23 protein-coding genes are annotated in these 25,517 nt (G+C 65.5%); 11 read left to right on the plus strand and 12 right to left on the minus strand.

Translation table 11 applies throughout. The annotated features are described in order from the left end of the window. Positions 1-72: 72 nt before the first annotated feature. Positions 73-801: an SDR family oxidoreductase gene (locus tag OOJ09_RS08315; protein ID WP_269904720.1), complete on the minus strand. Its 729-nt coding sequence runs from the start codon at positions 799-801 to the stop codon at positions 73-75. A 100-nt stretch (positions 802-901) separates the two neighbouring features. On the opposite strand from OOJ09_RS08315, the gene OOJ09_RS08320 reads away from it, so the two are divergent. Beyond that, positions 902-1,816 (plus strand): AraC family transcriptional regulator, encoded by a 915-nt coding sequence (locus OOJ09_RS08320; RefSeq protein WP_269904721.1) that lies wholly within the window; start codon positions 902-904, stop codon positions 1,814-1,816. A 61-nt stretch (positions 1,817-1,877) separates the two neighbouring features. Here OOJ09_RS08320 and OOJ09_RS08325 read toward each other — a convergent pair whose 3' ends face one another. The 5 genes from OOJ09_RS08325 to OOJ09_RS08345 form a co-directional block, all read right to left on the minus strand. Further along, complete coding sequence (locus tag OOJ09_RS08325; protein WP_269904722.1) at positions 1,878-2,339, minus strand: MucR family transcriptional regulator; 462 nt, start codon at positions 2,337-2,339, stop codon at positions 1,878-1,880. 214 nt (positions 2,340-2,553) lie between these two features. Further along, entirely contained in the window at positions 2,554-3,258 is a 705-nt protein-coding gene (locus OOJ09_RS08330; protein ID WP_269904723.1) for an ROK family protein, read from the minus strand. 12 nt (positions 3,259-3,270) lie between these two features. Continuing rightward, positions 3,271-4,647 (minus strand): glucose-6-phosphate dehydrogenase, encoded by a 1,377-nt coding sequence (gene zwf, locus OOJ09_RS08335; protein ID WP_269904724.1) that lies wholly within the window; start codon positions 4,645-4,647, stop codon positions 3,271-3,273. Between the two features lie 22 nt (positions 4,648-4,669). Then, positions 4,670-5,686, minus strand: a complete 1,017-nt coding sequence (gene gnd / locus OOJ09_RS08340; protein ID WP_269904725.1) for a phosphogluconate dehydrogenase (NAD(+)-dependent, decarboxylating) — start codon at positions 5,684-5,686, stop codon at positions 4,670-4,672. A 49-nt stretch (positions 5,687-5,735) separates the two neighbouring features. Next, entirely contained in the window at positions 5,736-8,153 is a 2,418-nt protein-coding gene (locus OOJ09_RS08345; protein WP_269904726.1) for a glucan 1,4-alpha-glucosidase, read from the minus strand. Between the two features lie 237 nt (positions 8,154-8,390). On the opposite strand from OOJ09_RS08345, the gene OOJ09_RS08350 reads away from it, so the two are divergent. The 7 genes from OOJ09_RS08350 to OOJ09_RS08380 all read left to right on the plus strand — a co-directional run bounded on the left by OOJ09_RS08350 (position 8,391) and on the right by OOJ09_RS08380 (position 16,028). Then, the gene (locus tag OOJ09_RS08350; protein ID WP_269904727.1) at positions 8,391-9,671 is read left to right on the plus strand and encodes a sensor histidine kinase; all 1,281 of its coding nucleotides are present in this window, start codon (positions 8,391-8,393) and stop codon (positions 9,669-9,671) included. Further along, a complete protein-coding gene (locus tag OOJ09_RS08355) occupies positions 9,671-10,405 on the plus strand; it encodes a response regulator transcription factor (protein ID WP_269904728.1) in 735 nt (244 codons plus the stop codon). Before OOJ09_RS08350 ends, OOJ09_RS08355 begins: the two co-directional genes overlap by 1 nt. Positions 10,406-10,577: 172 nt before the next feature. Then, the gene (locus OOJ09_RS08360; protein ID WP_269904729.1) at positions 10,578-11,468 is read left to right on the plus strand and encodes an SMP-30/gluconolactonase/LRE family protein; all 891 of its coding nucleotides are present in this window, start codon (positions 10,578-10,580) and stop codon (positions 11,466-11,468) included. A 93-nt stretch (positions 11,469-11,561) separates the two neighbouring features. Beyond that, positions 11,562-12,575 (plus strand): substrate-binding domain-containing protein, encoded by a 1,014-nt coding sequence (locus OOJ09_RS08365; protein ID WP_269904730.1) that lies wholly within the window; start codon positions 11,562-11,564, stop codon positions 12,573-12,575. A 49-nt stretch (positions 12,576-12,624) separates the two neighbouring features. Beyond that, positions 12,625-14,094 carry a sugar ABC transporter ATP-binding protein gene (locus OOJ09_RS08370; RefSeq protein WP_269904731.1) on the plus strand — a complete coding sequence of 490 codons (1,470 nt, stop codon included), beginning with the start codon at positions 12,625-12,627 and terminating at the stop codon, positions 14,092-14,094. Between the two features lies 1 nt (position 14,095). After that, positions 14,096-15,076 carry an ABC transporter permease gene (locus tag OOJ09_RS08375; protein ID WP_269904732.1) on the plus strand — a complete coding sequence of 327 codons (981 nt, stop codon included), beginning with the start codon at positions 14,096-14,098 and terminating at the stop codon, positions 15,074-15,076. Positions 15,077-15,080: 4 nt separating this feature from the next. Next, positions 15,081-16,028: an ABC transporter permease gene (locus OOJ09_RS08380; protein WP_269904733.1), complete on the plus strand. Its 948-nt coding sequence runs from the start codon at positions 15,081-15,083 to the stop codon at positions 16,026-16,028. Positions 16,029-16,037: 9 nt separating this feature from the next. On the opposite strand, the gene OOJ09_RS08385 is transcribed toward OOJ09_RS08380, so the two are convergent. Continuing rightward, positions 16,038-16,565: a TetR family transcriptional regulator gene (locus OOJ09_RS08385; RefSeq protein WP_269904734.1), complete on the minus strand. Its 528-nt coding sequence runs from the start codon at positions 16,563-16,565 to the stop codon at positions 16,038-16,040. Positions 16,566-16,728: 163 nt separating this feature from the next. On the opposite strand from OOJ09_RS08385, the gene OOJ09_RS08390 reads away from it, so the two are divergent. Both OOJ09_RS08390 and OOJ09_RS08395 read left to right on the plus strand, forming a co-directional pair. Further along, on the plus strand, positions 16,729-18,441 hold the full coding sequence (locus tag OOJ09_RS08390; protein WP_269904735.1) for an MFS transporter: 1,713 nt from the start codon (positions 16,729-16,731) through the stop codon (positions 18,439-18,441). 118 nt (positions 18,442-18,559) lie between these two features. Next, entirely contained in the window at positions 18,560-20,632 is a 2,073-nt protein-coding gene (locus OOJ09_RS08395; RefSeq protein ID WP_269904736.1) for a 3-hydroxyacyl-CoA dehydrogenase NAD-binding domain-containing protein, read from the plus strand. Positions 20,633-20,664: 32 nt separating this feature from the next. On the opposite strand, the gene OOJ09_RS08400 is transcribed toward OOJ09_RS08395, so the two are convergent. Continuing rightward, positions 20,665-21,450 (minus strand): SDR family NAD(P)-dependent oxidoreductase, encoded by a 786-nt coding sequence (locus OOJ09_RS08400; RefSeq protein ID WP_269904737.1) that lies wholly within the window; start codon positions 21,448-21,450, stop codon positions 20,665-20,667. Between the two features lie 181 nt (positions 21,451-21,631). On the opposite strand from OOJ09_RS08400, the gene uxuA reads away from it, so the two are divergent. Continuing rightward, the gene (gene uxuA, locus OOJ09_RS08405) at positions 21,632-22,816 is read left to right on the plus strand and encodes a mannonate dehydratase (protein ID WP_269904738.1); all 1,185 of its coding nucleotides are present in this window, start codon (positions 21,632-21,634) and stop codon (positions 22,814-22,816) included. 53 nt (positions 22,817-22,869) lie between these two features. Here the strand turns inward: uxuA and OOJ09_RS08410 are convergent, their stop codons facing one another. The 4 genes from OOJ09_RS08410 to OOJ09_RS08425 are packed head-to-tail and all read right to left on the minus strand — an operon-like array spanning position 22,870 to position 25,503. Further along, positions 22,870-24,378 (minus strand): aldehyde dehydrogenase family protein, encoded by a 1,509-nt coding sequence (locus OOJ09_RS08410; RefSeq protein WP_269904739.1) that lies wholly within the window; start codon positions 24,376-24,378, stop codon positions 22,870-22,872. 52 nt (positions 24,379-24,430) lie between these two features. Beyond that, positions 24,431-24,775, minus strand: coding sequence for a cupin domain-containing protein (locus tag OOJ09_RS08415; protein ID WP_269904740.1), 345 nt, complete (start codon positions 24,773-24,775; stop codon positions 24,431-24,433). A 22-nt stretch (positions 24,776-24,797) separates the two neighbouring features. Continuing rightward, positions 24,798-25,139, minus strand: a complete 342-nt coding sequence (locus OOJ09_RS08420; protein ID WP_269904741.1) for a cupin domain-containing protein — start codon at positions 25,137-25,139, stop codon at positions 24,798-24,800. 13 nt (positions 25,140-25,152) lie between these two features. Next, positions 25,153-25,503 carry a cupin domain-containing protein gene (locus OOJ09_RS08425; RefSeq protein WP_269904742.1) on the minus strand — a complete coding sequence of 117 codons (351 nt, stop codon included), beginning with the start codon at positions 25,501-25,503 and terminating at the stop codon, positions 25,153-25,155. Between the last annotated feature and the right edge of the window lie 14 nt (positions 25,504-25,517).

Raw genomic sequence — 25,517 nt, forward strand, 5'->3', positions numbered from 1 at the left:
CCAAGCCACAAAAACGTGAAGCCTGCCAAGGCGGATTCGCCGGCAGGCTTCTGTCCAGTTGAGCTGACTAGACTAGGCCAGCGCCAAAGCGTCGGCGCCGGCGGCCAAGCGTATCGGGCACGAGGGGTCGTTCGCCGCGCTCCATACCGCTTCTGCTACGTCAAGCGCCCGAGTCACCGTTTGAGACTGGCTCATTTCGGTGAAGACGCTCCGCGTGAAGCCGGCATAAGCATCGGGGACCTGCATCCGGGGCCGTGCGTTCTCACCGAAACGGGTCTCTGGAGCCCGTCCCGGCAGCACCAGGTTCACTCGGATGTTGAACGGCCGAAGCTCAAGCGCAAGCGACTCGGTAAACGCATTCACCGCCGCCTTGCTTGCGGTATAGACGGAAAGCAGCGGCAGCGGCTTCAGTGTCACACTCGATGTGACGTTCACGACGACACCGGCGTTGCGTTGTCTGAACTGTGGCAGCACCGCCTGCGTCATCGCGATCGTTCCCAAGGTGTTTGTCTCGAAGACGTCGCGGGCGGTTTCCATGGAAGTGCCCTCAAGGGCGTTCAGCACGCCAATGCCCGCATTGTTGACCAGAACATCGATCGGTCCAGCGGCATCCACGGCCTGGAGAACGCTTTCAGGATCGGTGACATCGAGGGCAAGCACGCGCAGATGCCCGGAGCGGGGCAGGACGTCGTCGCGTGGCGTGCGCATCGATGCAACGACATTCCAATTGCGGTCGAGGAAGTAGCGGGCGGTTTTCAGACCGAATCCGGACGAGCATCCGGTAATCAGGACGGTCTTCATGGGGGACTCCTGTGGTTGATTGCAGTGCTGGGAAGGGTAGAGTGCATCCGCAGGACTAGCTACGATAGAAGGTCCAGATATCATTTGCAGGAGTCCGGAAATGGTTGATCCTCTCGCAGAGATGGTCACGCTGCTTCAACCCCGAGCCCGATTCTCGAAAGTCGTCCTTGGAGCTGGTTGCTGGCGTGTCCGGCGCTCGGAAGCCGGGCAACCCTTCTACTGTGCGATCGTCGAGGGGTCCTCGCGCCTCAAGGTCGACGGACACGAGCCGATCACACTCCAGGCGGGCGACTTCGTGCTGATCCCCTCGGCGTATGGCTTCGCCATGTCGAGCCTCGAGCCGCCGATACTGGAGGACATCGAGACTTCGCCAGTCGCTTTGCTGCACGACGAATTCAGGCTCGGCACTCAAAGCGGCCCACCCGATGTTCGCTTGCTCGTCGGCTACTGCGTCTTTGGTTCGCCTGATGCAGCGTTGCTGGTTTCGCTGCTCCCGCAACTCGTGCACATTCGCGGCGAACGCAGGCTCGCCACGCTCGTGCAGCTGGTGGGCGACGAATCCAGGGAGCAGCGGCCGGCGCGGGATGTCATCCTGGCACGCCTTCTCGAGGTCCTGCTCATCGAAGCGCTCCGTTCCACGGCCGAGACGGAGGCGTCGCCAGGTCTGCTGCGCGGGCTTGCCGACGGGCGTCTCGCCGCAGCACTACGACGAATGCACGAGAGCCCGACCCGATCCTGGACCGTCGCGCAATTGGCAAAAGAGGCGGCTCTTTCCCGCTCGGCGTTCTTCGAGCGGTTCAAGCAAGCGGTGGGCGTCGCCCCGATGGAATATCTGCTGGGCTGGCGCATGGCGCTGGCAAAGAATCTGTTGCGCCGAAACGAGGGTGGTGTCGGTTCCGTTGCGGAACGCGTTGGCTACGGCTCCGCGAGCACGTTCAGCGTGGCATTCACCCGCCATGTCGGCATGGCGCCAACGCGATATGCGCGGGAGCAGATGGGATCGGAATACATATAGCGCCTGGCAGGCGTTGGATGTGTTTCGCCTGCCAGTGCTGGGTGCAGATCAGACCATCGGCTCAGGCCGAGGCCTTGGCCTTCCTGCCCTTGGCGGGTGCCTTCACCGGGGCGGCCTTGCGGCCGAGCCCGATCGACTTCGCCAGCAGCGAGCGCGAGGCCGCATAGTTGGGGGCGACCATCGGGTAGTCCGCGGGCAAGCCCCATTTGGCGCGATAGGCGTCCGGCGTCAGGCCGAAATGCACGCCGAGATGACGCTTCAGGGATTTGAACTTCTTGCCGTCCTCGAGGCAGATGATGAAATCCGGCGTGACCGACTTCCTGGGGTTGACCGCGGGGACCAGCGGCGCCGCCACCGGGACCACCGGCCTGCCGAGCCCGCTTATCGACGTGCTGACGCTGGCGATGAGATCGGGCAGGCCGGAAGCGGGCAAGCGGTTCTTCTCGACGTAAGCGGACACGATGTGAGCGGTCAGTTCGAGAAGGTCGATGTCTTTGCGGGCGCTGTCGTGGTCGTCGGTCAATCTATCTCTCCGTCCAAGGCGAATGACCTGAAAATCGGATTCGATTTCCGGAAAGGATCATGCGCAAATCAAAATGCTACCGCGTCGTTTGGGCGTTCGCGGGACGAGCTGCGTTACTGAGGCGCGGAATTCCTAGTCGGCAAATCTGCGCAACGCAATGACTTGGTGTGGCGACACACGTTATTTTGAACAACTATACTAAACAGTAACAATATCAGACGATCAACGCCTTGTCTCGCCACAGGCGAAACCCGCCTTCGAAGGCGCGTGTGTTATCGCCGCGTCTGCTGTCGGCGGGCAATTCATCGAGCTTGTCGACATTGCCGCCGCCAATGACGACATAGTCCGGCTGCATGGCCGCGCGAAGCCGGTCGACGACGTCGAAGACATGTCTGCGCCACTTCTTCTTGCCGCGCTTTTCCAGGCCGCGTTCGCCGATATAGTCCTCGAAACTCTTGCCATTCTTGTAGGGGAGGTGGCCGACTTCCATCGGCTGGGCGACATTGTCGACGATCATCGCCGCGCCAAGACCGGTTCCCAGCCCGAGGAACAGCATGCGCCCGCCCTCGTAACTGCCGATGGCTTGCATCAAAGCGTCATTGACCACCTTCACCGGTTTGCCGAACTGCGCGGCGAAATCGTAGCCGGCCCAACCCTTGCCGAGATTGGCGGGGTCGGCCAACGGCCTGTTGTGGGTGACCGGGCCAGGATAGCCCATGGAGATGACGTCGTATGACAAGCCCTCGGCGAGCTTCCTTACCGCCTCGGCCATCTGCTGCGGCGTCAGGCCGGGACCGGAGTCGGCGCGGCACTCCGCGCCGCCGGCGCTGGTCAGGATCTTGACGTGCGAACCGCCGATATCGATCGAAAGCACGATCTTTTCGACATCCGATGCTGGTTGTTTCACCGCTTTGGTCATCGCGTCATCCTCTCACTTCACCGGATCGATCCAGCCGTTGGGCGGCCCGAACCCGCTCATGACATCGGCGGGGCCCCATGTTCCCGGCTCGTAGATGTGCGGTGGCGTGGTGTCGCCAAGCACCGGGCCGACGATGCGCCAGGCAAGTTCGCTGGCGTCCTGGCGGGTGAACAGCTGACCATTGCCGTTCATGGCATCGCCGATCAGCCGTTCATAGGGCGGCATGTCGGCCTTGCTGTCGTCGAGCGCCGTCAGTTCGACCTGCTCGCCGATCATGTCGTCGCCGGACGCCTTGCGTTGGGCGCCGATGGCGATCACCACCTGCGGATCGATGCGGAAGCGCACGTAGTTCTGGTCGGCGGGCTTGATCGGATCGAAGACGTCGAGCGGCGGCCGCTTCAGCCGCACCACCACCTCGGTGACATGAACCGGCATGTTCTTGCCGGCGCGGATGAAGAACGGCACATCCCGCCAGCGCCATGTGTCGACGAAGAAGCGCACCGCCGCGAAGGTTTCGACCGGCGAATTCGGCGCCACGCCGGGCTCGGTGAGATAGCCCTTGAACTGACCGCGCACGACATCGTCTTTCGTCAGTGTCCGGATCGCGCGCAGCACCTGCACCTTCTCGTCGATCAGGTCGTCGGCGGAGCGGCCGACCGGCGGCTCCATGGCCAGCAGCAGCAGGATGTTGAGCAGATGGTTCTCGATGACGTCGCGGATGCAGCCGACATCGTCATAGAAGCGGCCGCGCCCCTCGACGCCGAAATCCTCGGCCATGGTGATCTGCACGCTTTCGACGAAGTTGCGATTCCAGATCGGCTCGAGGAGGGAATTGGCGAAGCGGAAATAGAGCAGGTTCTGGATCGCTTCCTTGCCGAGATAGTGGTCGATGCGGAAGATCGACTGTTCGTCGAACACCAGGTGCAGGACCCGGTTCAACCAGCGCGCCGACTGCAGGTCGTGGCCGAACGGCTTTTCCACCATCAGCCGCGCGCCGTGCGCCGTGCCCGATTGCTCCAGCCCCTGGACGACCGTCTCGAACATGGTCGGCGGCACCGCCATGTAATGCAGCGGCCGCTGGGCGCCGCCGAGCGCACCCTTCAGCCTCTCGAAAGTGGCCGGATCGCGATAGTCACCGCTGACGTAGCGAAGCAGGGACGCGAGCTTGGCAAACACCTTGTCGTCGATCTTGCCGAGCGCATTGACGATGCCGTCGCGGGCGCGCGCCTGCAGCTGCTTCAAATCCCAGGCATCGAACGCGACGCCGATCACCGGTTCGCTGAGCGTGCCCTTGGCGACCATCTGGTAGAGCGCCGGAAATATCTTCTTGTGGGCGAGGTCGCCGGTGGCTCCGAAAAGCACCAGCGTGTCGGACCGTTCCTGGCTCATGCGCGTGTCTCCCCTGCCGCCGTCACGATCCGGCCTTCGGCTTCTCGACATGGCCGCCGAACGCATAGCGCATGGCGGACAACAGCTTGTCGGCGAATTCGGATTCGCCTTGCGAGGAGAAGCGGTCGAACAGCGCCGAGGACAGCACCGGCGCCGGCACGCCGGTATCGATCGCCGCCTTCAGCGTCCAGCGGCCTTCGCCGGAATCCGAGACGCGGCCGCCAAAGTTCGCCAGCGATGCATCTGACTTCAGCGTGCTGGCGGTGAGGTCGAGCAGCCATGAGCCGATGACGCTGCCATGCCGCCAGACCTCGGCGACGTTGGCGAGGTCGATGTCGAACTGGTAATATTCGGGGTTCTGCAGCGGGCTGGTCTCGGCGTCGGCGTCGCGCTTGACCTTGCCGGCATTGCCGGCCTTGAGGATGTTCATGCCCTCGGCATAGGCGGCCATGACGCCGTATTCGATGCCGTTGTGAACCATCTTGACGAAATGGCCAGCACCACTCGGGCCACAATGGAGATAGCCGAAGGGTGCGGTGCCGGCTGCCTTGTCCGGGGCGGGCGCGCCGGCATCGGTACCGGGCGCCAGCGTGGCGAATACCGAATCGAGATGCCGGACCGCTTCGTCAGGGCCGCCGATCATCAGGCAGTAGCCGCGATCGAGACCCCAGACGCCGCCGCTGGTGCCGACGTCGACATAGTTCAGGCCCTTGTCCCTGAGCCTGGCCGCGCGATCGACATCGTCGTGATAGTAGGAATTGCCGCCATCGATGATGATGTCGCCGGGTTCCATCAGGGCCGCCACCTGATCGACGATCTTGCCGGTGATCGCGGCCGGCAGCATCAGCCAGACGCAGCGCGGCTTGGCGAGCTTGCCGACGAATTCCGCCATCGATGCCGCTCCGGATGCGCCATCGGCCACCAGCGCCGCCACGCTGGCGGGGTTGATGTCGTAGACGACGCATTGGTGGCCGTCGCGCATCAGGCGCCGGACCATGTTGGCGCCCATCCGTCCCAGTCCCATCATTCCGATCTGCATGGTTTCGTCCCTGTTTCCTAGAGATTTGCTGGGTTTGGAGAGGAAGGATTTACCGGCTATCCTGCCCGGTTGATATGACGGAGAAGTCGACATTCTCCCAATCGCCGGTCCCGGGCCAGAAAAAAGTGAAGGTGAGCGTGGTTGCGCCGGGGAGGCCGGACACCGGCAGATCGGCAAGATGGATGCCGAAAGCGTTCTCTCTTGTCTGGCTGTCGCTGGCCGTCGCCCAGTTGTCGGTGCTCCAGCGAACCGTCGCCGCGGCCAGCAGCTCGATGCGCAGCGTCTTGCCCACGGGGAGCGTACGGATCTTGTGGTTGAACCGCCAGGTCCTGAACGGCGATACGGTCCTGTCCTCGATGTAGCGCTTGGGGCCTTGCGGCGGCATGTCGAAGACAGCGCCGTCGCGCAGCGAGCGCAGGAGCTTGATATGCTCCGAATGTGCCCAGACCAGCGGCATGGCGCTGCCCGAGGGGCGGCCATGCAGCAATTCGCGCTCGGCGAGGTCGGCGCCGTCCCAGACCTGCTCCGGCAACAGGCCGCCAAACCCGGCCGAGCCTTCCAGCGCCGCCAGCAGGCCGGCCGCCTTGTCCATGCGCCCCGCCGCCAGCTCGTAATGGGCGCGTTCGCCGGCGAGCAGCGGCCACGGCCGGCCCTGGCCGGTGCCGTCGAAAGGCGCGCCGTCTTCGTGCTCGCCGTAGCCGTCGCCATTGTAGCGGTACCAGAGCGGTCCTTGCGGCAGATCGCAGCGCAATTGCGCATCGATGACCTTGACGGTGTCGATCATGCGCGGGTCGTCGGCCGCCCGCAGGCCGAAGCGGACGAGCGCCAGCGCGTCGGGGCTGACAATTTCCTCGGCGGGCCGATCCGTATCGCCGGGCGGCCGGTTCTTGATCGGGACATAGCCGTCCTTCGGCGAGCCGGCCTCGGCGCTGTCGGGTGGCGCGATGCGGACGTAGTAACCATCGACGCCGGTTTCCTCGCAGATTGCCGTGCCGGTGACGTAGGTCCAGCGCTCGACCTGGTCGTTCCAGCCATCGGCGGTCTCGCGCAGATAGGCCGCCGCGTCTTTCTTGCCGCAGGCGTCGAGCAGGTCCGCCGCGGCAAGCAGCGCGGCGATCTCGACGGCAAGCGTGAACGGACTGTAGCCGGCATCTTCTTCCCAGCGGTCCTCGCCGGTCACGGGTCCGTTGCGCACGACATAGGTGGCGGCGCGCTCGATCATCGGCAGGAAGGTGGAGAGCCTGGCGCGCGGCAAGTGCCCGGCGCGGTGCAGCGCGTCGGCCAGCAGCAGCGGAAAGGCGCATTCGTCCATCTGGATGCCGGGCCAATAGGCCGACCCGTCGAGCCAGGCGTTCTGCGGCCAGTGTCCATCCGGTTGCTGGATGGAGCGCAGATAGCCCAGAATCCGCAGGGCCGACGCGGCATCGCCGGCGGCGAGAAAGCCGCCCGCCGTTTCGACCAGATCGCGCGGCCAGACCAGATGGTAGCCGCCGAGATCGTCGTCGCCCTTGTTGAAGCCCCATGGGATCGACAGGCTGGCGACCGCGGCGCCCGGCACGGCGGTCGAGCGGTGTGTCGCCAGAACCGCGGTCGAGACGCGATAGAAGTTGATCCCGGATGCGCCATGCCGGTCCAGCGGCAGCAGGCCGGCCTGCCAGGCGCGCCAGTTCCGGACGTAGGACCCGGCCGTCGCCGCAAAGCCGCGCTTCAGGCTGGCGAAGGCATTTTCAGCAGCCTCGTCAGAGGTTGCGCCGAAGCCAAGAGCCAGCAAAGCCGTTGTCTTCACGCCGGAAAAGCCGATTTCGCCGGTCAGCGCGACATTGCCGTCCTCGGCCCGTTGGCAAGCCGGGTCGAGTTCCCCGGTATTGTGGAGTTGCTGCCAGCCATCGGAGAAGCCGACATAGCCGGCCGAGCAGCTTGCCCATGGCAGCGACGAGGCCAGCGCCAGGCAGATGCCGCGCCCCGAGGCAAACAGCACCGGCTTTCCCTTGTGGTCGCCGACCCAGGCGGTGTTGCCCATGCCGGCGTTGACCAGATGCGGCGCCAGCAAGGCGTAGACGCGGTAGTCGCTGGACGCACCCTTGAGCGGCGTGAAGGTGATCTCCTGCAGCAAGGCGGGGCGGGCCGGGTCGGCGAGGATGCGCTTTTCGATCCGGTAGGCGCCGTCGGTCGCGGTGTTGACCAGCCGGTAGGCGGGCACGCCATCCTCGAACGGTTCGATGGCGTGCGCCGCGTCGCGTTTTTCTTCCGAGAAGTAGCCGTCGGGGCCGGTGACGATCAGACCCAGGTCGCGCGTGCAGGCGCTGTCGACGCGCGGATAGTAGACCTCGTTGAGAATGCCGTGGCTGATCGTGAACCAGATCCGGCCGGCGGGTGAAAGGGAGGTTCCGACGCCGCTCTTGGCGCTTGACGTCCAGCGTGCCGGAATTCCCGGGGCGCCCGGAGCAACGGTTGGCGTCACTGGCATTCGGTTTCGGTCTCCTGGCCCCTTCCCTAGACCAGGACGCGAACCCTTTTCAATCATTGCACCGCAAGTTGATCGACCGTCGCAATGGGGGCGTCGTTGACAGCACCGTTCGTAGATGTCCACTATTCCCACGGCAGGGAGGCTTGGCGAAAATCGAGGATCGGCAGCGCGCTCGGGCACGGGAGCCGCGGCTGGCCCGGCGTGGTCCGTTCAGTTGTCATGGGAGGTCGCAAAACCATGTCGGAAGTATCTCCCATACTGATCGACCGGCTGCTTGCCATTTCGCGGGCGCTGGCCGGCCACATCGATACCGGTACGGCGTTCCGCGCAACGGCCATCGAGATCAGTACGCTCATTCCGCACAATCATATCGACCTGGCGGTGCTGTCGCACGATCGGCGCATGCATGCCTGCTATGAAGCCGGCTTCCACACCAGCTGGAGCGAGCTGTCGCAGCATCCGGTGGAGGGCAGCCCGATCCGGTCGGTGCTGTGGGGCGAGGTGCCCTATCTGCTGGCGGACGATGCTCTTTTCGACCAGCGCTTCCACTTCACGGGGGCGTTCGACGAACCGATCTTCGCTGCAAGGCTGCGCAGCCGCATCATCGTGCCGCTCAGGGCGCGCGGCGGCATCATCGGCGCCCTCAACATCAGCCGGCATGAGGTCGGCTGCTACACGCTTGCCGATGTCGAGGTCGCCCAGCAATGCGCCGATCTGATCGCGCCCTATATCTTCGCGCTGATCCAGACCGAGGAGGCGCGCCGGGCCATGCTTGCCGAGAGCGAAGCGCGCAATCGCGTCGAACTGCTGCGGGTCGGCGCCTCGCAACTGACCGAAGGCATGGAGCGCGAGCGCCGGCGCATGGCCATGGACCTGCACGACCAGACGCTTGCCGACCTCGCCCGCATCGCGCGCCAGCTTTCGGCCTTGCGCGGCCAGGGCGTGGCGCGGGCGGCGCAGCTTGCCGACCTCGAGCAGGAGGTCGCCGGCTGCCTGACGGAACTGCGCCACATCGTCGACGACATGCGGCCGAGCGTGCTTGAACTGTTCGGCCTGCGCGACGCCGTCGAGGCGCATCTCAACCGCAGTGTCGCCAGGGCCAAGCCGCCGATTGCCGTGCGCATCGCCGACACCAGCGACGGCAGCGCCGACAGCCTGCCCGAGCCGGTCCGCACCGCGCTTTACAGGATCGTGCAGGAAGCGATCAACAATGCGGTCCGCCACGCCACGCCGCGCCGCATCGACGTGCTGCTGGCGTCGACGGCGAGCATGCTGCGGGTGATCGTGACCGATGACGGCCAGGGATGCGGCACTGTTGATCCGGCCGCCCATGGCGGCATTGGCCACATGCACACGCGGGCGGCTCTTATCGGGGCGCGGCTGCGCATCGGTCAAGCCAGCCGCAAGGGTGGCGGCACGCGTGTCGTCATCGAGATAGACCGCCAGCCGTCCCGGGAATTGCCCCATGCGGCGGCTGAAGTAGAGCACGCGCCGCGGGCCGTGCCGGAGGGTGTGTGATGCTTGTGATGATCGCCGAGAATGACGGGCTGCACCGCACATTCGCGCGCCGCACCGTCGAGCAATTGTGGCCCGGCGACGTCGAGGTGATCGAAGCGAGCGATGGCGAGGACGCCATCAACCTCGCCGCCGAGCGCGAGCCGCCGCATGTCGTGCTCGACCTGCAGATGCCGAAGGCGACGGGAATCGAGGTTGCCAGGGCGATCTGGAACCGCCGCGCCGGCACGCACATCCTGTTCTGGTCGAATTTCGCCGACGAGGCCTATGTACGCGGGGTGGCACGCATCGTGCCGCCGGGTTCGGTCTATGGCTACGTGCTCAAGTCGGCGACGGAGGAGGGCATGCGGTCGGCCCTGCGCGGCGTTTTCCGCGAAGGCCATTGCATCATCGACCGCGAGATACGCGGCATCCAGCACCGCGTCCAGGATCGGTTCGAGGGCATCACCGACGGCGAATATGAAAGCCTGATCGACATCGCGCTCGGCCTGACCGACCGCGCCATCGCGGCGCGTCGCGGCCTGTCGATCCGTGGTGCCCAGAGCCGCATCAAGCATGTCTACGACAAGCTCGGCATCGTGCCGGCGGAGGACGGCGCAAGCGACGCTTCCGTGTTCAACTCGCGGACACGGGCGATCTATCTGGCCATGGCGCGCGGCCTGATCAACATCGACGCGCTGCGCCGCGAACAGGACCGGCTCGATGCCTGGCTGGCCCAGGCCCCGCCGGATCACTGACTCCAACCGCCACGACTGTGCAAACGCACAGTCGGCCGTGCGCTTTGACCCGTATCGCCACGCCGGCGCCGCAACTACGCTCGACCTCATAAAAAGACCATATCGGGGAAGCGCTCATGCCATTCGTCACCATGCGGATTCGCACGGCTGTTTGCGCCGCCAGGGGCCAGTGATGTCGGCGCTGGCGCGCCCCCGCCAATCAGGCTTCGACGACGTCGTCGGCGATGCGACGATCGAAATGCTGGCGAGCGGCTTCGGTTTCCTCGAAGGGCCGGCGTGGCACCCTTACGAGAAATGGCTGGTGTTCAGCGACATTCCGGAAAGCCGCATCTACCGGCGCCATGCGGAGGGCGAAATCGAGCTGTTCCGCGAGCCGAGCCACAAGGCCAATGGCAACACGCTGGACCGCCAGGGGCGGCTGGTCACTTGCGAGCACGCGACGAGCCGGGTGACCCGCGCCGAGCCCAACGGCAGCGTGACGGTGCTCGCCACACATCACCAGGACAGGCAACTCAACAGCCCGAACGACATCGTCGTTGCCACCGGCGGATCGATCTACTTCACCGATCCGGGCTACGGCAGGATGGAATTCTACGGTGTGCCACGTCGCCAGGAGCTGACGTTCCAGGGCGTCTACCGCATCGATAGCGACGGCGCCCGGCTGACATTGCTGGCCGACGATTTCATCCAGCCGAACGGGCTTTGCTTCTCGCTGGACGAGTCGCGGCTGTTCATCAACGACACCGAGCGCGGCCATATCAGGGTGTTCGGCGTGGAAGTGAACGGCGACCTCAACGGCGGCGCGGTATGGGCAGTGACCGAGGGTGACGGACCGGGAGCGCCCGACGGCATGAAGATCGACAGCCGCGGCAATGTCTATTGCACCGGCCCCGGCGGCATTCATGTCTTCGATGCGTCGGGTGCCATTCTTGGCGTCATCCGGACGCCGGAACCCTGCGCGAACTTCACGTTCGGTGACGACGATCTGAGGAGCCTCTACATCGCCGCGTCGACATCGCTTTACCGGCTCAGGGTGCGCGTGCCGGGATTAAGACTGTTTTGAGCTCGCGACCATCCGTGCTCAAATCAGGTTGGGAGTGAGGCCGGGATCAAAGCCGGCAGGAACTGCAGCAGTCAACATCTGGGAGGATACGACATGAAGAAACTAATCGTCTTGAGCGCCCTGGCGGCAATGCTCGCCTCGGGCACGGCACTTGCCGACACCAGTGGCAAGAAGATCGCCTTTTCCAACAACTATGCCGGCAATTCGTGGCGGCAGGCGATGCTCGACAGCTATGGCATCGTCACCAAGAAAGCGGTGGCCAACAAGGTGGTTGGCGCCGCCGACATCTTCACCACCGCCGACAAGGAAGTGCCGACGCAGGCGGCGCAGGTGCAGAACCTGATCCTGCAGGGCTATGACGCGATCGTCATCAATGCCGCTTCGCCCGACGCACTCAACGGCGCCATCAAGCAGGCCTGCGACGCCGGCATCACCGTCGTGTCCTTCGACGGAACCGTCACCGAACCTTGCGCCTATCGCGTCGTCGTCGACTTCAAGGACATGGGCAAGCAGGAAGTCGAACAGATGGCCAAGTTCCAGCCCAAGGGCGGCAATCTGCTGGAAATCCGCGGCCTTGCCGGCACCTCGATCGACGATGCCATCCATGCCGGCATCCTCGAGGGCGTTGCTGCCCATCCCGAGTTCAAGATCGTCGGCTCGGTGACCGGCGACTGGGATCAGACCACCGCGCAGAAGGCGGTCGCGACCATCCTGCCATCGCTGCCGGATGTCGTCGGCATCGTCGACCAGGGTGGTGACGGCTACGGCGCGGCGCAGGCCTTCGCCGCCGCCGGCAAGCCGCGCCCGACCATCATCATGGGCAACCGCCAGGACGAGCTGCAGTGGTGGAAGGAGCAGAAGGACAAGGACGGCTACAAGACCTGGTCGGCATCGATCGCGCCCGGCGTGTCGTCGCTCGCCTTCTGGGTGGCGCAGCAGGTGCTCGACGGCCGCAAGGACATCCCGCACGATCTGCTGGTGCCGTATCTGGCCTTCACCCAGGACGATTTCGAGGCCGAGCTGCCGAAGATCGTCAAGGGCGGCGTCGCCAGCCACGAATACACGCAGGAAGACGCCATCGCGGCCATCAAAGCCAACATCAAGTGAGTGTCGCGGCAGCGTTGCCGTCCGTATCGCCGAGCGGATATCGTTGAGCATGCCTGAGGGGAACGCTGACATCATCAGACTGAACGGCGCCGCAAAGCATTTCGGCGCCGTTCGCGCCCTGGGCGGCGTGGATTTTCACGTCGGCCCTGGTGAGTGCGTCGGTCTCGTCGGCCACAATGGCGCCGGCAAGTCGACACTCATGCACATGGTGGCGGGCACCTTGACGCCCGACAGCGGCAGGATCGGCGTGCATGGCGGCAGCGAGGACAACTACTCGGTGTCGCGGGCGCAGCAGCTCGGCATACGCTGCGTCTTCCAGGAATTGTCGCTGTGTCCCAATCTCAGCGTCGCCGAGAACACGCGCATCAACCACGCTTCGCTGCGCGGCTTCGGCTGGCGGCGCAAGGCGGCCGAGCTGATCGCCGCCAAGCTCGACGAGATCTTTCCGGGGCATAGCATTTCGGCGTCCGACATTGTCGGCGACCTGTCGATCGGCCGGCGCCAGATGGTCGAGGTGGCGCGCGCCTTCACGGTCACCCAGGATCGGCTCGACCTCGTCATCCTCGATGAGCCGACATCGTCGCTGGACGCGCATACGGCCGGCCAGTTGCTGGCTTTCGTGCGCCGCTTCGTCGCCGGCGGCAGAAGCTGCATCCTGATCTCGCACGTGCTGGGCGAGGTGCTGCGGAATGCCGACCGCATCGTGGTGATGCGCGACGGCAAGGTGGTTGTCGCCGCCGCCGCCAGTGCCTTCGACCGTGACCGGCTGGTGACGGCGATGGGCGGGGCGGAAGCGCGCCAGAAGGCCGCGGCGCAAGTCGCCGCCGCCAAGCCCGAGGCCAGTCCGCTGCGGGTGCGGGCCCGTCCCGCCGCGCAGAAGGACGGAGCCGAGCTTGTCGCCCGCGCCGGCGAAATCATCGGCCTCGCCGGGTTGGCGGGACATGGACAGACCGACCTGCTGCTGGCGATCTTCGCGGCTGCGTCGCGCGCCCGGGCCGGCATCGAGGTGACCGCGCCGGTGGCGCTGGTGGCCGGCGACCGCCAGTCGGACGGTATCTTCCCGCAATGGTCGATCGCGCAGAATATCGGCATCCGCTCGCTGGCACGCCTGCGCAACGGGCTGTTGATCTCGCCGCAGCGTGAGGCCGAACTCGCCGGGTTCTGGCAAAAAAAGATCGGCATCCGCACGCCTGACATGAACAACAACATCTTCTCGCTGTCGGGCGGCAACCAGCAGAAGGCGCTGTTTGCCCGTGCGCTCGGCTCCGACGCTGAGGTCGTGCTGATGGACGACCCGATGCGTGGCGTCGATATCGGCACCAAACTGGAGGTCTACGACCTCGTGCGCGAAGAAGCCCGCAATGGCCGTACCTTCCTCTGGTACACCACGGAAACCGAAGAGCTCGACAATTGCGACCACATCTATGTCTTCAAGAACGGCCGGATCGTCGCCAATTTGCGGCGCGACGAATTGACCGAAGAGAAGATCATCCAGTCCTCGTTCGGCGACGCGGCCTGAGATGACGGCCGCCAGCGTCGACACCGGGCTTAAGGCTTCCTCCGAGCGTGGAGCGCTGGCGCGTGCCCGCCTGCTGCGCGGGCTGCTGCCGGCGCTGTCGCTGGCGCTGGTGCTGATCGCCATCGCCTGGCTCAACCCGCGCGCCATCAGCTATTTCGGCTTCAGCCTGATGCTCAACCTGGCGATCCCGATCGCGCTGGCGACGATCGCGCAGATGTTCGTCATCGCCGGCAACGAGCTCGACCTGTCGATCGGCACCTTCGTCGGTTTCGTCGGCTGCGTCACCGCGACATGGCTGAAGGACGCGCCGCTCATCGGCGTCGCCATCCTGCTCGGCTCGATCGGCGTCTATGCGCTGCTCGGCGCGCTGATCCATCTGCGCAACCTGCCGTCGATCGTGGTGACGCTCGGCATGAGCTTCGTCTGGCAGGGTCTGGCCATCCTCGTCCTGCCCAAGCCTGGCGGCAAGGCGCCGGACTGGCTGCTGGCGATCATGGCGTTCAAGCCGCCTCTCGTGCCGTTCCCGATCATCGCGGCGCTGCTGATCGGCCTCGTCGTTCATTTCGGCCTGATGCGCACCTCCTACGGCGTGATCCTGCGCGGCTCCGGTGGCAATCCGGCGGCGCTCGGGCGCGCCGGCTGGTCGCTGCTCAAGACCAAGATCGTGCTGTTCGCGCTGGCCGGCCTGTTCGGCGTGCTGTCCGGCATGGCGCTGATCGGCATCACCACCTCGGCCGATGCCAATATCGGCAATGGCTACACGCTGCTGGCGATCGCCGGCGTCATCCTTGGCGGCGGCGAATTCGTCGGCGGCCGGGTGTCCCCGATCGGCGCGGTGCTTGGTGCACTGACGCTGGCGCTCGCCGCATCGCCGCTGCTCACCTTCATGCACATCCCACCCGACTGGCAGGTGGCCGCCAATGGCACCATCCTGATCATCGTGCTGGCGGCGCGGGTGCTGATCAGCCGCAGGGAGAGGTGAGGCAATGGTATCGGTGAAGGCGCTGCTCGGCAGACCCTGGATATGGTCGTTCCTCGGCGCGGTGCTGGTGTGGCTGGCGACGATCGTCTTCACCGGCGGCTATGGCGCCGGCGGCATGGTCACCGCGGCCCTGTCGCTGGCGGTGTTCACCGTCATCGTCGGCGTCGGCCAGATGTTCGTCATCACGCTTGGCCCAGGCAATGTCGACCTGTCGCTGCCGGCCAATATCGGGCTTGCCAGCGCCGTGGCCATGAAGGTCATGGACGGCAACGATTCCATGATCGCGGTCGGGCTGCTGGCGGCGCTCGCCACCGGTGCCGCGATCGGTGTCGTCAATTACCTGCTGATCTGGGCGCTGCGCATTCCGCCGATCATCGCCACGCTGTCGGCCAGCTTCATCATCCAGTCGATCGACATCAGCTATGGGCGCGGGTTGCAGATCAAGCCGCCGCCAGGCTTCGCCGATTTCGCCAACTCGCAGGTCCTGGGCATTCCGGTGCTGGCGGTCCTCACCGTGCTGTTCACCATCGGCGCGGCCATCGCGCTGCAGCGCATGATCTATGGCCGCTCGGTGCTGGCAATCGGCCAGAACATCCGTGCCGCGTGGCTGGCCGGCGTCAATGTCGGCCGGATCCGCTTCCTCACCTACACGCTGTCGGGGGCGCTCGGCGGCATCGACGGCGCGCTGCTCGCCGGCTATTTCCGCGGCGCCAATGTCGATATCGGCAACGAGTATCTGCTGGCGTCCATCGCCGTCGTCGTCATCGGCGGCACGTCGGTGGCCGGCGGCAAGGCCAACGTGCCGGGCGTCTGGGGCGCGGCACTGTTCCTGGTGCTGCTCTTGACCATGCTCAACACGTTCGGCGTCAGTGCCGGCGTGCGCCTGCTGCTGACCGGGCTGATTATCGTTGGCGTGATCACGGCGGCGGGTGGGCAGAAGGCCTTGCGTTGAGGCTACGCGTTATTCCGCGCTCGCCCGCAGATGCCGGGCGAGCATCAGGCGCAACTCCTCCAGCACGCCGTCACGCATTTTCTTCTCACCGACCAGCGCCAGCGGTATGCGCATCAGCTGCGGCACGATGACGGCGAGCCGCTCGGCCTGGCCCGCCGGCAGCGGCGGTTCGGCCTGCGCGAACAGGGCGGCGATCTGGCCGCGCCGCCGGACCCGCATCGCGCGCCGCCAGCCATCGTCGCCGGGCAGGTCGAGCAGCGCTGAATAGGCCGGGTGCGTGGCCAGGAAGTCGCCGAGCACGTCGAACAACGCATCGGCGATCGCAGCCGGCGCCAGGCCCTTGGCGCTCTCCTGCAAGGCGTCGAGTTGGGTGGAGAGATTTTCCGCATGTTCGGCCAGAATGGCTGTCGCCAGCGCCTCCTTGGTCGGGAAGAACAGGTAGAGCGTGCCGATGGCCGCACCGGCACGGGCGGCGATCTCGGTCATCGTCGTGGCATAGAAACCCTTCTCGACGAATAGTATTGCTGCATTCGCCATCAGTGCCGCGACCCGCTCGCGCCCTCTTCTTTGCTGCGGTGCACGCGGATTTGACACCGAGGCTCTTGCTTTTTCCGAGGCCATCCTCATATTTCCAAACCTGAGACTATCCTCATATATAGCGCTGACGCCAACCATGCCAGCACCTTCGGACGTTACCGTCATGAATACCGCCGCAGACAGCCGCCCACAGAGCCACAAATGGATGGTTCTGAGCAACACAACGCTCGGCATGCTGGCTGCCGCCATCAACGGTTCGATCCTGCTGATCAGCCTGCCGGCGGTGTTTCGTGGCATCGGCCTCAAGGCACTCGACCCCGGCAACATCAATTACCTGCTCCGGGCGATCATCGGCTACATGATCGCAACGGCGGTGCTGGTCGTCGCCTTCGGCCGGCTCGGCGACCAGTTCGGCCGCGCGAAAATGTACAATCTCGGCTTTGCCATCTTCACCGCCGCCTCGATCGCACTTAGCCTGTTGCCCGGCCAGGGCGATTTCGCGGCGATCTACCTGATCAGCGTGCGCATCATCCAGGGCATCGGCGGTGCCCTGATCATGGCCAATTCCACGGCCCTTCTCACGGATGCCTTTCCGGAAAACGAACGAGGCTTCGCGCTCGGCATCAATGTCGTGGCGGCCATCGGCGGCCAGTTCGTCGGCCTGTTGATCGGTGGCCTGCTTGCCGACACGGACTGGCGGCTGGTGTTCTGGATCAACGTGCCGTTCGGCCTCATCGGCACGGTCTGGGCGTACCTCAAGCTGCACGATGCGCCGAACCGCTCCACGCACACGATCGACTGGCTCGGCAACATCAGCTTCGGGCTCGGCCTCGTGCTCATCCTCACCGCCATCACCTACGGTCTGCAGCCCTATGGCGATCAGATCATGGCATGGACCAGCCCGAAGGTGCTTGTCCTGTTTGCCATCGGCTTCATCTCGCTGATCGCCTTCGTGTTCATCGAGCAGCGCGTCGCCAAGCCGATGCTCGATCTCAAGCTGTTCCGCATTCCCGGTTTTGCCTATGGCAACATCGCCAATCTGGCTTCGGGCATTGCGCGCGGCGGGCTGCAGTTCATGCTGATCGTCTGGCTGCAAGGCATCTGGCTGCCGCTGCATGGCTATTCGTTCGAGGAGACGCCGCTGTGGTCGGCCATCTTCATGCTGCCGCTGACGGTCGGCTTCCTGATCGCCGGTCCGGTGTCCGGCTATTTCTCTGACCGGGTCGGCGGCGTGCCGTTCGCGGTCGGCGGCATGGTCGTCGGCGCGGCAAGTTTCGTGGCGCTAATGGCGTTGCCGGCCGACTTCTCCTACACGGTATTCGCCGCGTTGTTGTTCCTCAACGGACTTGGCTCCGGCCTGTTCGTCGCGCCGAACTCGACGCAGATCATGAACTCGGTGCCGGCGCGCGAGCGCGGCCAGGCCTCGGGCATGCGCGCCACCACCACCAATGCCGGACAGGTGCTGTCGATCGGCCTGTTCTTCAGCCTGATGATCCTCGGCCTCGCGGCCAGCCTGCCGCAGACGATGGAGGCCGGGTTGCTGGCGCAGCATGTGCCGGAGGCGGTCGCGCACCAGATCGCCAACATGCCGCCGGTCGCCAGCCTGTTCGCCGCCTTCCTCGGCTACAATCCGATGGGCGAGCTGATCCCGGCCGATGTGCTGCACGCGCTGCCGCAGCAGAGCATCGATACGCTGACCGGCCACGCCTTCTTCCCCGAGCTGATGTCGGGACCGTTCAAGCATGGCCTCGTCTTCGCCTTCACCTTCTCGGCGATCCTCTATCTCATCGCGGCCTTCGCCTCCTGGCGCGGCGGACGCACTGTCAGCGCCTCGATCCCCGACATCATGGCGACCGAGGCTGCCGGCCAGCCCTAGGCACTTTCAAGGCCGGGAATCATTGTGCCAGGCCGGCATCCGGTTCCCATCCGCGTCATGGCGCTGTAAATCCGGTTCGCGCGGCCATGGGCCGCGCACCATTGCTGGGAGGTTTTGCGTGTCCGATTTCCTGAAGCTCAACCGTGACGGCGATGTCGCCATCGTCACCATCGACAACCCGCCGGTCAACGCGCTGAGTTTTCATGTCCGCGAGCCGTTGATGAAGGCGCTGGTTGGGCTGCGCGATGACAGTTCGGTTGCTGCCATTGTCATCGCCTGCGCCGGCCGGACGTTCGTCGCCGGCGCTGATATCACCGAGTTCGGCAAGCCGGTGCAGCAGCCCGATCTGCGTGCCATCGTGGCCATGCTGGAAACCATCGCCAAGCCGACGGTCGCCGCCATCCACGGCACCGCGCTCGGCGGCGGCCTGGAACTGGCGCTCGGCTGCCATTTCCGTGTCGCCGATGCCGGCGCCAAGCTCGGCCTTCCCGAGGTGAAGCTCGGCCTGCTGCCGGGCGGTGGCGGTACGGTGCGGCTGCCGCGTCTTGTCGGCGCGGTGAAGGCGCTCAAGATGATCGTTTCCGGTGCGCCGATCGGTGCGGCCGAGGCGCATGCCGCCGGTCTCGTCGATGCCGTCTTCGAAGGCGATCTGACCACGCATGTCGTGAACTTCGCCAGGGAGATAGCCCGCAAGGGTGGCCCCTTCACGCCGGTGCGCGATCGCGATGAGGGGCTTGGGGAAACCGACCTGGCGGCCTTCGACGCCGAGGCAGCGGATCTTGCCAGGAAGGCGCGCGGCCTCGAAGCGCCGATCGCCTGCGCGCAGGCGGTGCGCAATGCCGTCACGCTGCCCTTCGACGAAGCGCTGGCGGCGGAGCGCGCGCTATTCGCTGGGCTCGTCGCCAGCGACCAGTCGCGCGCCCAGCGCCATTTGTTCTTCGCCGAACGTGAGGCGGCAAAGCTTCCGGGCAAGGACACGCCCAAGCGCAGGATTGGCCGTGTCGGCGTCATCGGCGCCGGCACGATGGGCGGCGGCATCGCCATTGCCTTCGCCAATGGCGGCTATCCCGTCACATTGCTGGAAACCAGCCAGGAGGCGTTGCAGCGCGGGCTGGCGACGATCGACAGGAATTATGCCGTCTCGGTCAGTCGCGGCTCCTTGACCGAAGATGCCAGGCGGCAGCGGCTCGCCCAGTTCAAGGGCTCCACCGACTATGCCGATCTCACCGATTGCGACCTGATCGTCGAGGCCGTGTTCGAGGACATGGCGGTCAAGAAGGAGGTGTTCGGCAAGCTGGATGCGATAGCCAGGCCCGGCGCGATCCTCGCCACCAACACCTCCTATCTCGACATCAACGAAATCGCCGCCTCGACCTTGCGGCCTCAGGATGTGCTTGGCCTGCATTTCTTCTCGCCGGCCAATGTCATGAAGCTGCTGGAGATCGTGCGGGCCGAGAAGACCGCGCCCGATGCGCTGGCGACCGTGGTCGACCTGGCGCGGCGGATCGGCAAGGTGGCCGTCGTCGTCGGGGTCTGCCACGGCTTCGTCGGCAACCGCATGCTGGCGGCGCGTGGCGCCGAATCCGAGGCGCTGCTGCTGGAGGGTGCCACGCCGCGCCAGATCGACCAGGCGTTCACCGATTTCGGCTGGCCGATGGGGCCGTTCCAGATGGGCGATCTCGCCGGCCTCGACATCGGCTGGCGCAACCGCAAGGCGCGCGGCCAGACGGCTGACATTGCCGACACGCTGTGCGAGCTGGGGCGTTTCGGCCAGAAGACCGGCCGAGGCTTCTATCTCTACGAGGCCGGCACGCGCACACCGGTTCCGGATCCCGAGGTCGAGGCGCTGATCCGCGACAAGGCCGCCGAGAAGGGCATCGCGCCGCGCACGATCGGCGCCGCGGAGATCATCGAGCGCACGCTCTATCCCCTGGTCAACGAGGGGGCGAAGATTCTGGAGGAAGGGATAGCGGCCCGCGCGTCCGACATCGATGTCGTCTGGGTCAACGGCTACGGCTTTCCCATCGGCAAGGGCGGCCCGATGTTCTGGGCTGGTCTCGAAGGGGCGGGCAAGATCATCGAGCGCCTCGAATATTGGCATCAGCGGACTGGCAAGGATGTGTTCAAGCCCGCGCCGCTGCTGAAGCGGATGGCTGAAACCGGGTCCTGGGAAGCCGGCGCGACCGCCTGATCAAACGCTGATTGGGGCCGGCGGCCCGCCTCTCACTTCACCCCGATGCCGGCGGTCAGGCCGCCGTCTATCTTGTAGTCGGCGCCGGTGCAGAAGCCCGCCTTGGACGAGCACAGAAAGGCGATGAGCTCGGCCACCTCTTCCGGCTCGCCGATGCGGCCGATCGGGTGGGCTTCGCCGAAGCGCTTGAATGCGGCTTCGATGTCAGCGTCGGTGCCGTTGTCGCCGCGCGCGGCCCGCTCGAGAATAGGCGTGCGGATCGATCCTGGACTGACCGAGTTCACGCGGATCCCCTGGCGTGCATAGTCGAGCGCCAGCGAGCGCGTCAGCGTGTGGATCGCGCCCTTGGTGGTGGCGTAGGCGGCGACGTTCTGCTGACAGGCATGCCCCTGCACCGAGGACACGTTGACGATGGCGCCGCCGCCCCGCTTGATCATTTCGGGAATGCCGAAACGGGCGGTGAGATAGATGGAGCCGACATTGACCGACATCGCCCGGTTCCAGGTTTCGAAATCCGTGCTGGTGGCGGTGCCATAGGGATGCACGGCTGCGGAATTGACGATGATGTCCAGCCCGCCGAAGCGCCCGACACCGGCTGCGATCGCCCCGGCCACCTCGTCCGGCACGGAAACATCCACAGTCGCCACCAGAGCCGCGGCGCCGGCGCGCTCGAATTCGGCCTGCATGGCCGCATTGGCGGCCTCGTCGATGCCGCAGGCGAGGATCGCTGCCCCGCCCGCCGCCAGCCGCCGGGCGCTTGCCAGGCCGATCCCGGTCGTCCCCGTCACCAGGGCGACCTTGCCGTCGAAATCCTTCATTGCTGAAACTCCCTCAATGGTCGCCGGGATTCTGCCGGGAGGCGGACCCTCCTGCGGGAACCGTGGCGCAAAGTCCGGAGGCTGGTTCAGCGGATGGCCGAGCCAGCCTGTCGCGATCGCTCGATTTGACTGCCATTGTGGTCCGACAATATGGTCTATCGCAACCACGGATGAGGCAATCATGGAACAATGCTGGCGCTGGTACGGTCCGGACGATCCGGTCACGCTCGACCATGTCAAACAGGCTGGGGCGACGGGCGTCGTTTCAGCCTTGCACAACATCTATGATGGCCGGGCGTGGTCCCTGGACGACATACTCGAGCGCAAGCGCATCATCGAAGCGGCAGGGCTGAGCTGGTCGGTGGTGGAGAGCATTCCCGTCCACAACTCGATCAAGATCGGTTCTGCGGAACGGCAGCGCTATGCCGGCTTCTACAAGGACACGATTCGGGCACTGGCCAAGGCCGGCATCGCCACCATCTGCTACAACTTTATGCCGGTGGTCGACTGGACCCGCACCGATCTCGCCTACCGGCTGCCGACAACCGGCTTTGCATTGCGCTTCGATGCGATCGACTTTGCCGCCTATGACGTGTTCGTGCTGAAGCGCCGGAATGCCGAGGCAAGCTACGGCCCGGCGCGTCTCAAGGAGGCCCAAGCGCGGCTGAAGAGCCTGAGCGACGAGCAGGTCGCCAGGATAGAGCGCAACCTGATTGCCGGGCTCCCGGCGACTGAACGCAAATACAATCGCGAGACGATGCGCGAGGCGCTCGCCGACTATGACGCGATCGGCCCGACGGAATTGCGCGCCAACCTGGCCTGGTTCCTGAAGGAGATCGTCCCCGTTGCCGAGGACGTCGGCGCGCGCATGTGCATCCATCCCGACGATCCGCCCTTCTCGCTGTTCGGGCTGCCGCGGGTCGTCTCCACCGCGGAGGATGCGCGCTTCATCCTGGAGACGGTCGACAGCCCGGCGAACGGCCTGACCTTCTGCACCGGCTCCTACGGTGTGCGCGCCGACAACGACCTTGTCGCGATGATCAGGGAATTCGCGCCCAAAATCCATTTCGCGCATCTGCGCAACGTGACGCGCGAGGACGACGGCTCCTTCTTCGAAGCGGAGCACCTGGAGGGCTCCACCGACATGGCTGATGTCATCTTGGCGCTGATGAAGGAGGAGGCGCGCCGGCGCAAAGAGGGCAGGGCCGACTGGCGCATACCGATGCGTCCGGACCACGGCCACCTTCTTGCCGACGACATCGGCAAGACCAGGATCAACCCCGGCTATTCGCTGATCGGCCGGCTCAAGGGCCTCGCCGAATTGCGCGGCATCATGCGGGCGGTGGAGAGGTTCGGGCTGGCCTGATACGCGCAGGGCGGGTCAACGCCTTCGGCACGAATGCTTCGACGGCTTCTCGCTCAGACATGCTTGCGGCCGCCGGTCTCGCGGAACCAGCTGTCGGGATAGGGGTACCACCATTCCTGGATTGCCGGCTTGTGGTCGATGATCACCATCTTCGAGCGGCGGAAGGCATCGAGCCCCTGGCGTCCAAGCTCGCGACCGAGGCCCGAGGCCTTCCAGCCGCCGAAGGGCAGCGCGTCATTGTCGATCAGCGGATTGTTGACCCATACCATGCCGGCCTCGAGCCGTTCGGCCGCCTCATGCGCCTCGGCGAGGTCGGTGGTGAAGACCGAGGCGCCGAGCCCGAACGGGCTGTCATTGGCGAGGCGGATCGCCTCGTCGAAATCCTTGACCCGGCAGATGGCGGCGACCGGCCCAAAACACTCCTCGCGCACGATCGCCATGTCAGGGGTGACGCCGGTGAGGATGGTTGGCTCGTAGAACCAGCCGGTGTCATGCGCCGGTGGGATGCGCCCGCCGGTGACTGCCTTGGCGCCGTGCGCGATGGCGTCGTCAACCAGCCGCATGACTTTCGCCCGCGCCGCCTCGCTGACCAGCGGGCAGATCTCGGTCTTGTCCATGCCGTTGCCGATGCGCAGGGCGCGCGTCCTTTCGGCGAACAGCGCGACGAAGCGGTCATGCACGGCGTCGACGACGAAGAAGCGCTCGGCCGAGGTGCAGACCTGGCCGGTGAGGTGGAAGGCGGCGGTGACGCTGCCGGCCGCCGCGACCTCGAGTGGAGCATGCTCGCTGATGATCAGCGGATCGCTGCCGCCGGCCTCGATGACGCAAGGCTTCATGCGCTCGGCGCATGCCACCGCCACCGCCTTGCCGGCGGCGACCGAACCGGTGAAGGCGACAGCATGGGTGCGGTCGGAAGCGATCAGCGCCTGCGCCGTGGCCGCGCCACCGGGCAGGCAGGAGACCAGGCCTTCCGGCAGCGAGCGGAACACGGCCATATAGTCCAGCGTCGACAGCGTCGTCGCCTCGGCCGGCTTGATGACGCAGGCATTGCCCGCGGCGAGCGATGCCGCCACGGTCCAGCACATCAACAGGATCGGAAAATTGTAGGGCATGATGTGGACGGAGACGCCATAGGGCTCGTAGCGCGCATACTGGAAAGAACCGGCCTGCGTCGTGCCGGCGATCTTGCCGGCGTCGTCGCGCGCCATCTCGGCATAGTAGCGGAAGATCGGCGCGCAATTGGCGATCTCGCCGATGGCTTCCGGATAGGGCTTGCCCATCTCGCGCACCATCAGCTCGGCGCAGCGTGTGAGGTCCGCCGCCTCGATGGCGTTGGCGACGGCATGGAGGTGTTTCGCCCGGCTCTTGGCGTCGAGCTTTTTCCAGGGACCTTGAGCCTTGGTCGCGGCGGTGAGCACGGCGTCGATTTCGTCGTCGCTGGCCGCCGCGATGGTGCCGACCGTTTCAAGCGTGGCCGGATCGATCACCGGTTTGTTCGCGCCGGCCATCGGCCGGTAGTCCGGATTGACGAAGAAGGTCGGCCGGTCAGGGGAGAAATGCATTTTTGTCCTTCTCCACTTATGGAGCTTTTTTGAGGATTCGCCCTGCCGAGGCTCAGCGGATCATGTAGACCTTCTTGATCGTCTCATGGACGGTGCAGACGCCTTTCCAGTCCTGCGGAAAGAAGGCCGCCGTGTCCGGCTCGATCTCGATCACCTCGCCGGCTTCGTGCACGTAGGTGCAGCGGCCCTCGAGGAAGTGGCAGAACTCGTCGCGGGTGACGTGGCAGTGCCATTTGCCGGGCGTGCAGACCCACAGGCCGCATTCGGAGCGGCCTTCCGGTCCCTTGTACAGAAGCTTGCCCGAGGTGCGGGATTCGCCCTCTATCATCGTCGGGATGACGCCCCAGTCGACGAGGTCGGTGATGGCGAGCGGCGATTGCATGATCGGCGTGGTCATATCGATTTCCTTGAAAGAGTGCTCACCGGCACATGAAGGCCTTGGTCAGCGTTTGCGTGATGATGGAGATGCCGGTCCAGCCGGCGGGGAAGAACACGAGCGTGCCGGCCTCGACCGGGATTTGCTCCCCATTCTCATGGACATAGCTGCCGAGACCCGACAGGAAGTGGCAGAACTCGTCGGCGGCGAAGGTGACCTTGCGGGTGCCCGGCGTGCAGGACCACAGGCCGCATTCGCTCGATCCGTCCGGGTTCTGCGACAGGATCTTGCCGGAGGCGCGTGGCGCGCCGGCAAGCGTGTTGCTGCCCGCGCCCCAGTCGTCCAGTTCCACGGTTGAGGCCTTTGGCCAGTGCGGTGTCGGCATATCAGTTCCTCGGTCAGGCCAGCATGTAGATGTTGCGCATGGTCTCATGCACCGTGCATTCGCCCGTCCAGCCGGCGGGGAACATGACCACGGTCCCCGGGGAGACTTCTATCACCTCGCCGACATCCGAGCGGTAGGTCGCGCGACCGGCGACGAAATGGCACAATTCGTCGCGCGGGATGCTCAGGCGCCAGCGTCCAGGCGTGCAGACCCAGATGCCGGACTCAGGCTGATTGTTCGGCCCTTTGTGCACCAGCCTGCCGGTGGAATGCGAGGCGCCTTCCACTGCATCGGGCTGGGTGCCCCAGTCGACGAGGTCGGTGCGGGTGGAGGCCTGGTGGAGGTGTGGGGCGGAAGAGGTCATGCGGAGGCTCCGCT

Source organism: Mesorhizobium qingshengii (genome assembly GCF_027563465.1).
Taxonomy (GTDB): Bacteria; Pseudomonadota; Alphaproteobacteria; order Rhizobiales; family Rhizobiaceae; genus Mesorhizobium; species Mesorhizobium qingshengii_A.

Coding starts and splice junctions, on each gene's coding strand:
- OOJ09_RS08315 (WP_269904720.1), bottom strand. CDS start 801: ATGAAGACCGTCCTGATTACCGGATGCTCGTCCGGATTCGGTCTGAAA.
- OOJ09_RS08320 (WP_269904721.1), top strand. CDS start 902: ATGGTTGATCCTCTCGCAGAGATGGTCACGCTGCTTCAACCCCGAGCC.
- OOJ09_RS08330 (WP_269904723.1), bottom strand. CDS start 3,258: ATGACCAAAGCGGTGAAACAACCAGCATCGGATGTCGAAAAGATCGTG.
- zwf (WP_269904724.1), bottom strand. CDS start 4,647: ATGAGCCAGGAACGGTCCGACACGCTGGTGCTTTTCGGAGCCACCGGC.
- gnd (WP_269904725.1), bottom strand. CDS start 5,686: ATGCAGATCGGAATGATGGGACTGGGACGGATGGGCGCCAACATGGTC.
- OOJ09_RS08345 (WP_269904726.1), bottom strand. CDS start 8,153: ATGCCAGTGACGCCAACCGTTGCTCCGGGCGCCCCGGGAATTCCGGCA.
- OOJ09_RS08350 (WP_269904727.1), top strand. CDS start 8,391: ATGTCGGAAGTATCTCCCATACTGATCGACCGGCTGCTTGCCATTTCG.
- OOJ09_RS08355 (WP_269904728.1), top strand. CDS start 9,671: ATGCTTGTGATGATCGCCGAGAATGACGGGCTGCACCGCACATTCGCG.
- OOJ09_RS08360 (WP_269904729.1), top strand. CDS start 10,578: ATGTCGGCGCTGGCGCGCCCCCGCCAATCAGGCTTCGACGACGTCGTC.
- OOJ09_RS08365 (WP_269904730.1), top strand. CDS start 11,562: ATGAAGAAACTAATCGTCTTGAGCGCCCTGGCGGCAATGCTCGCCTCG.
- OOJ09_RS08370 (WP_269904731.1), top strand. CDS start 12,625: ATGCCTGAGGGGAACGCTGACATCATCAGACTGAACGGCGCCGCAAAG.
- OOJ09_RS08375 (WP_269904732.1), top strand. CDS start 14,096: ATGACGGCCGCCAGCGTCGACACCGGGCTTAAGGCTTCCTCCGAGCGT.
- OOJ09_RS08380 (WP_269904733.1), top strand. CDS start 15,081: ATGGTATCGGTGAAGGCGCTGCTCGGCAGACCCTGGATATGGTCGTTC.
- OOJ09_RS08385 (WP_269904734.1), bottom strand. CDS start 16,565: ATGGCGAATGCAGCAATACTATTCGTCGAGAAGGGTTTCTATGCCACG.
- OOJ09_RS08390 (WP_269904735.1), top strand. CDS start 16,729: ATGAATACCGCCGCAGACAGCCGCCCACAGAGCCACAAATGGATGGTT.
- OOJ09_RS08400 (WP_269904737.1), bottom strand. CDS start 21,450: ATGAAGGATTTCGACGGCAAGGTCGCCCTGGTGACGGGGACGACCGGG.
- uxuA (WP_269904738.1), top strand. CDS start 21,632: ATGGAACAATGCTGGCGCTGGTACGGTCCGGACGATCCGGTCACGCTC.
- OOJ09_RS08410 (WP_269904739.1), bottom strand. CDS start 24,378: ATGCATTTCTCCCCTGACCGGCCGACCTTCTTCGTCAATCCGGACTAC.
- OOJ09_RS08415 (WP_269904740.1), bottom strand. CDS start 24,775: ATGACCACGCCGATCATGCAATCGCCGCTCGCCATCACCGACCTCGTC.
- OOJ09_RS08420 (WP_269904741.1), bottom strand. CDS start 25,139: ATGCCGACACCGCACTGGCCAAAGGCCTCAACCGTGGAACTGGACGAC.
- OOJ09_RS08425 (WP_269904742.1), bottom strand. CDS start 25,503: ATGACCTCTTCCGCCCCACACCTCCACCAGGCCTCCACCCGCACCGAC.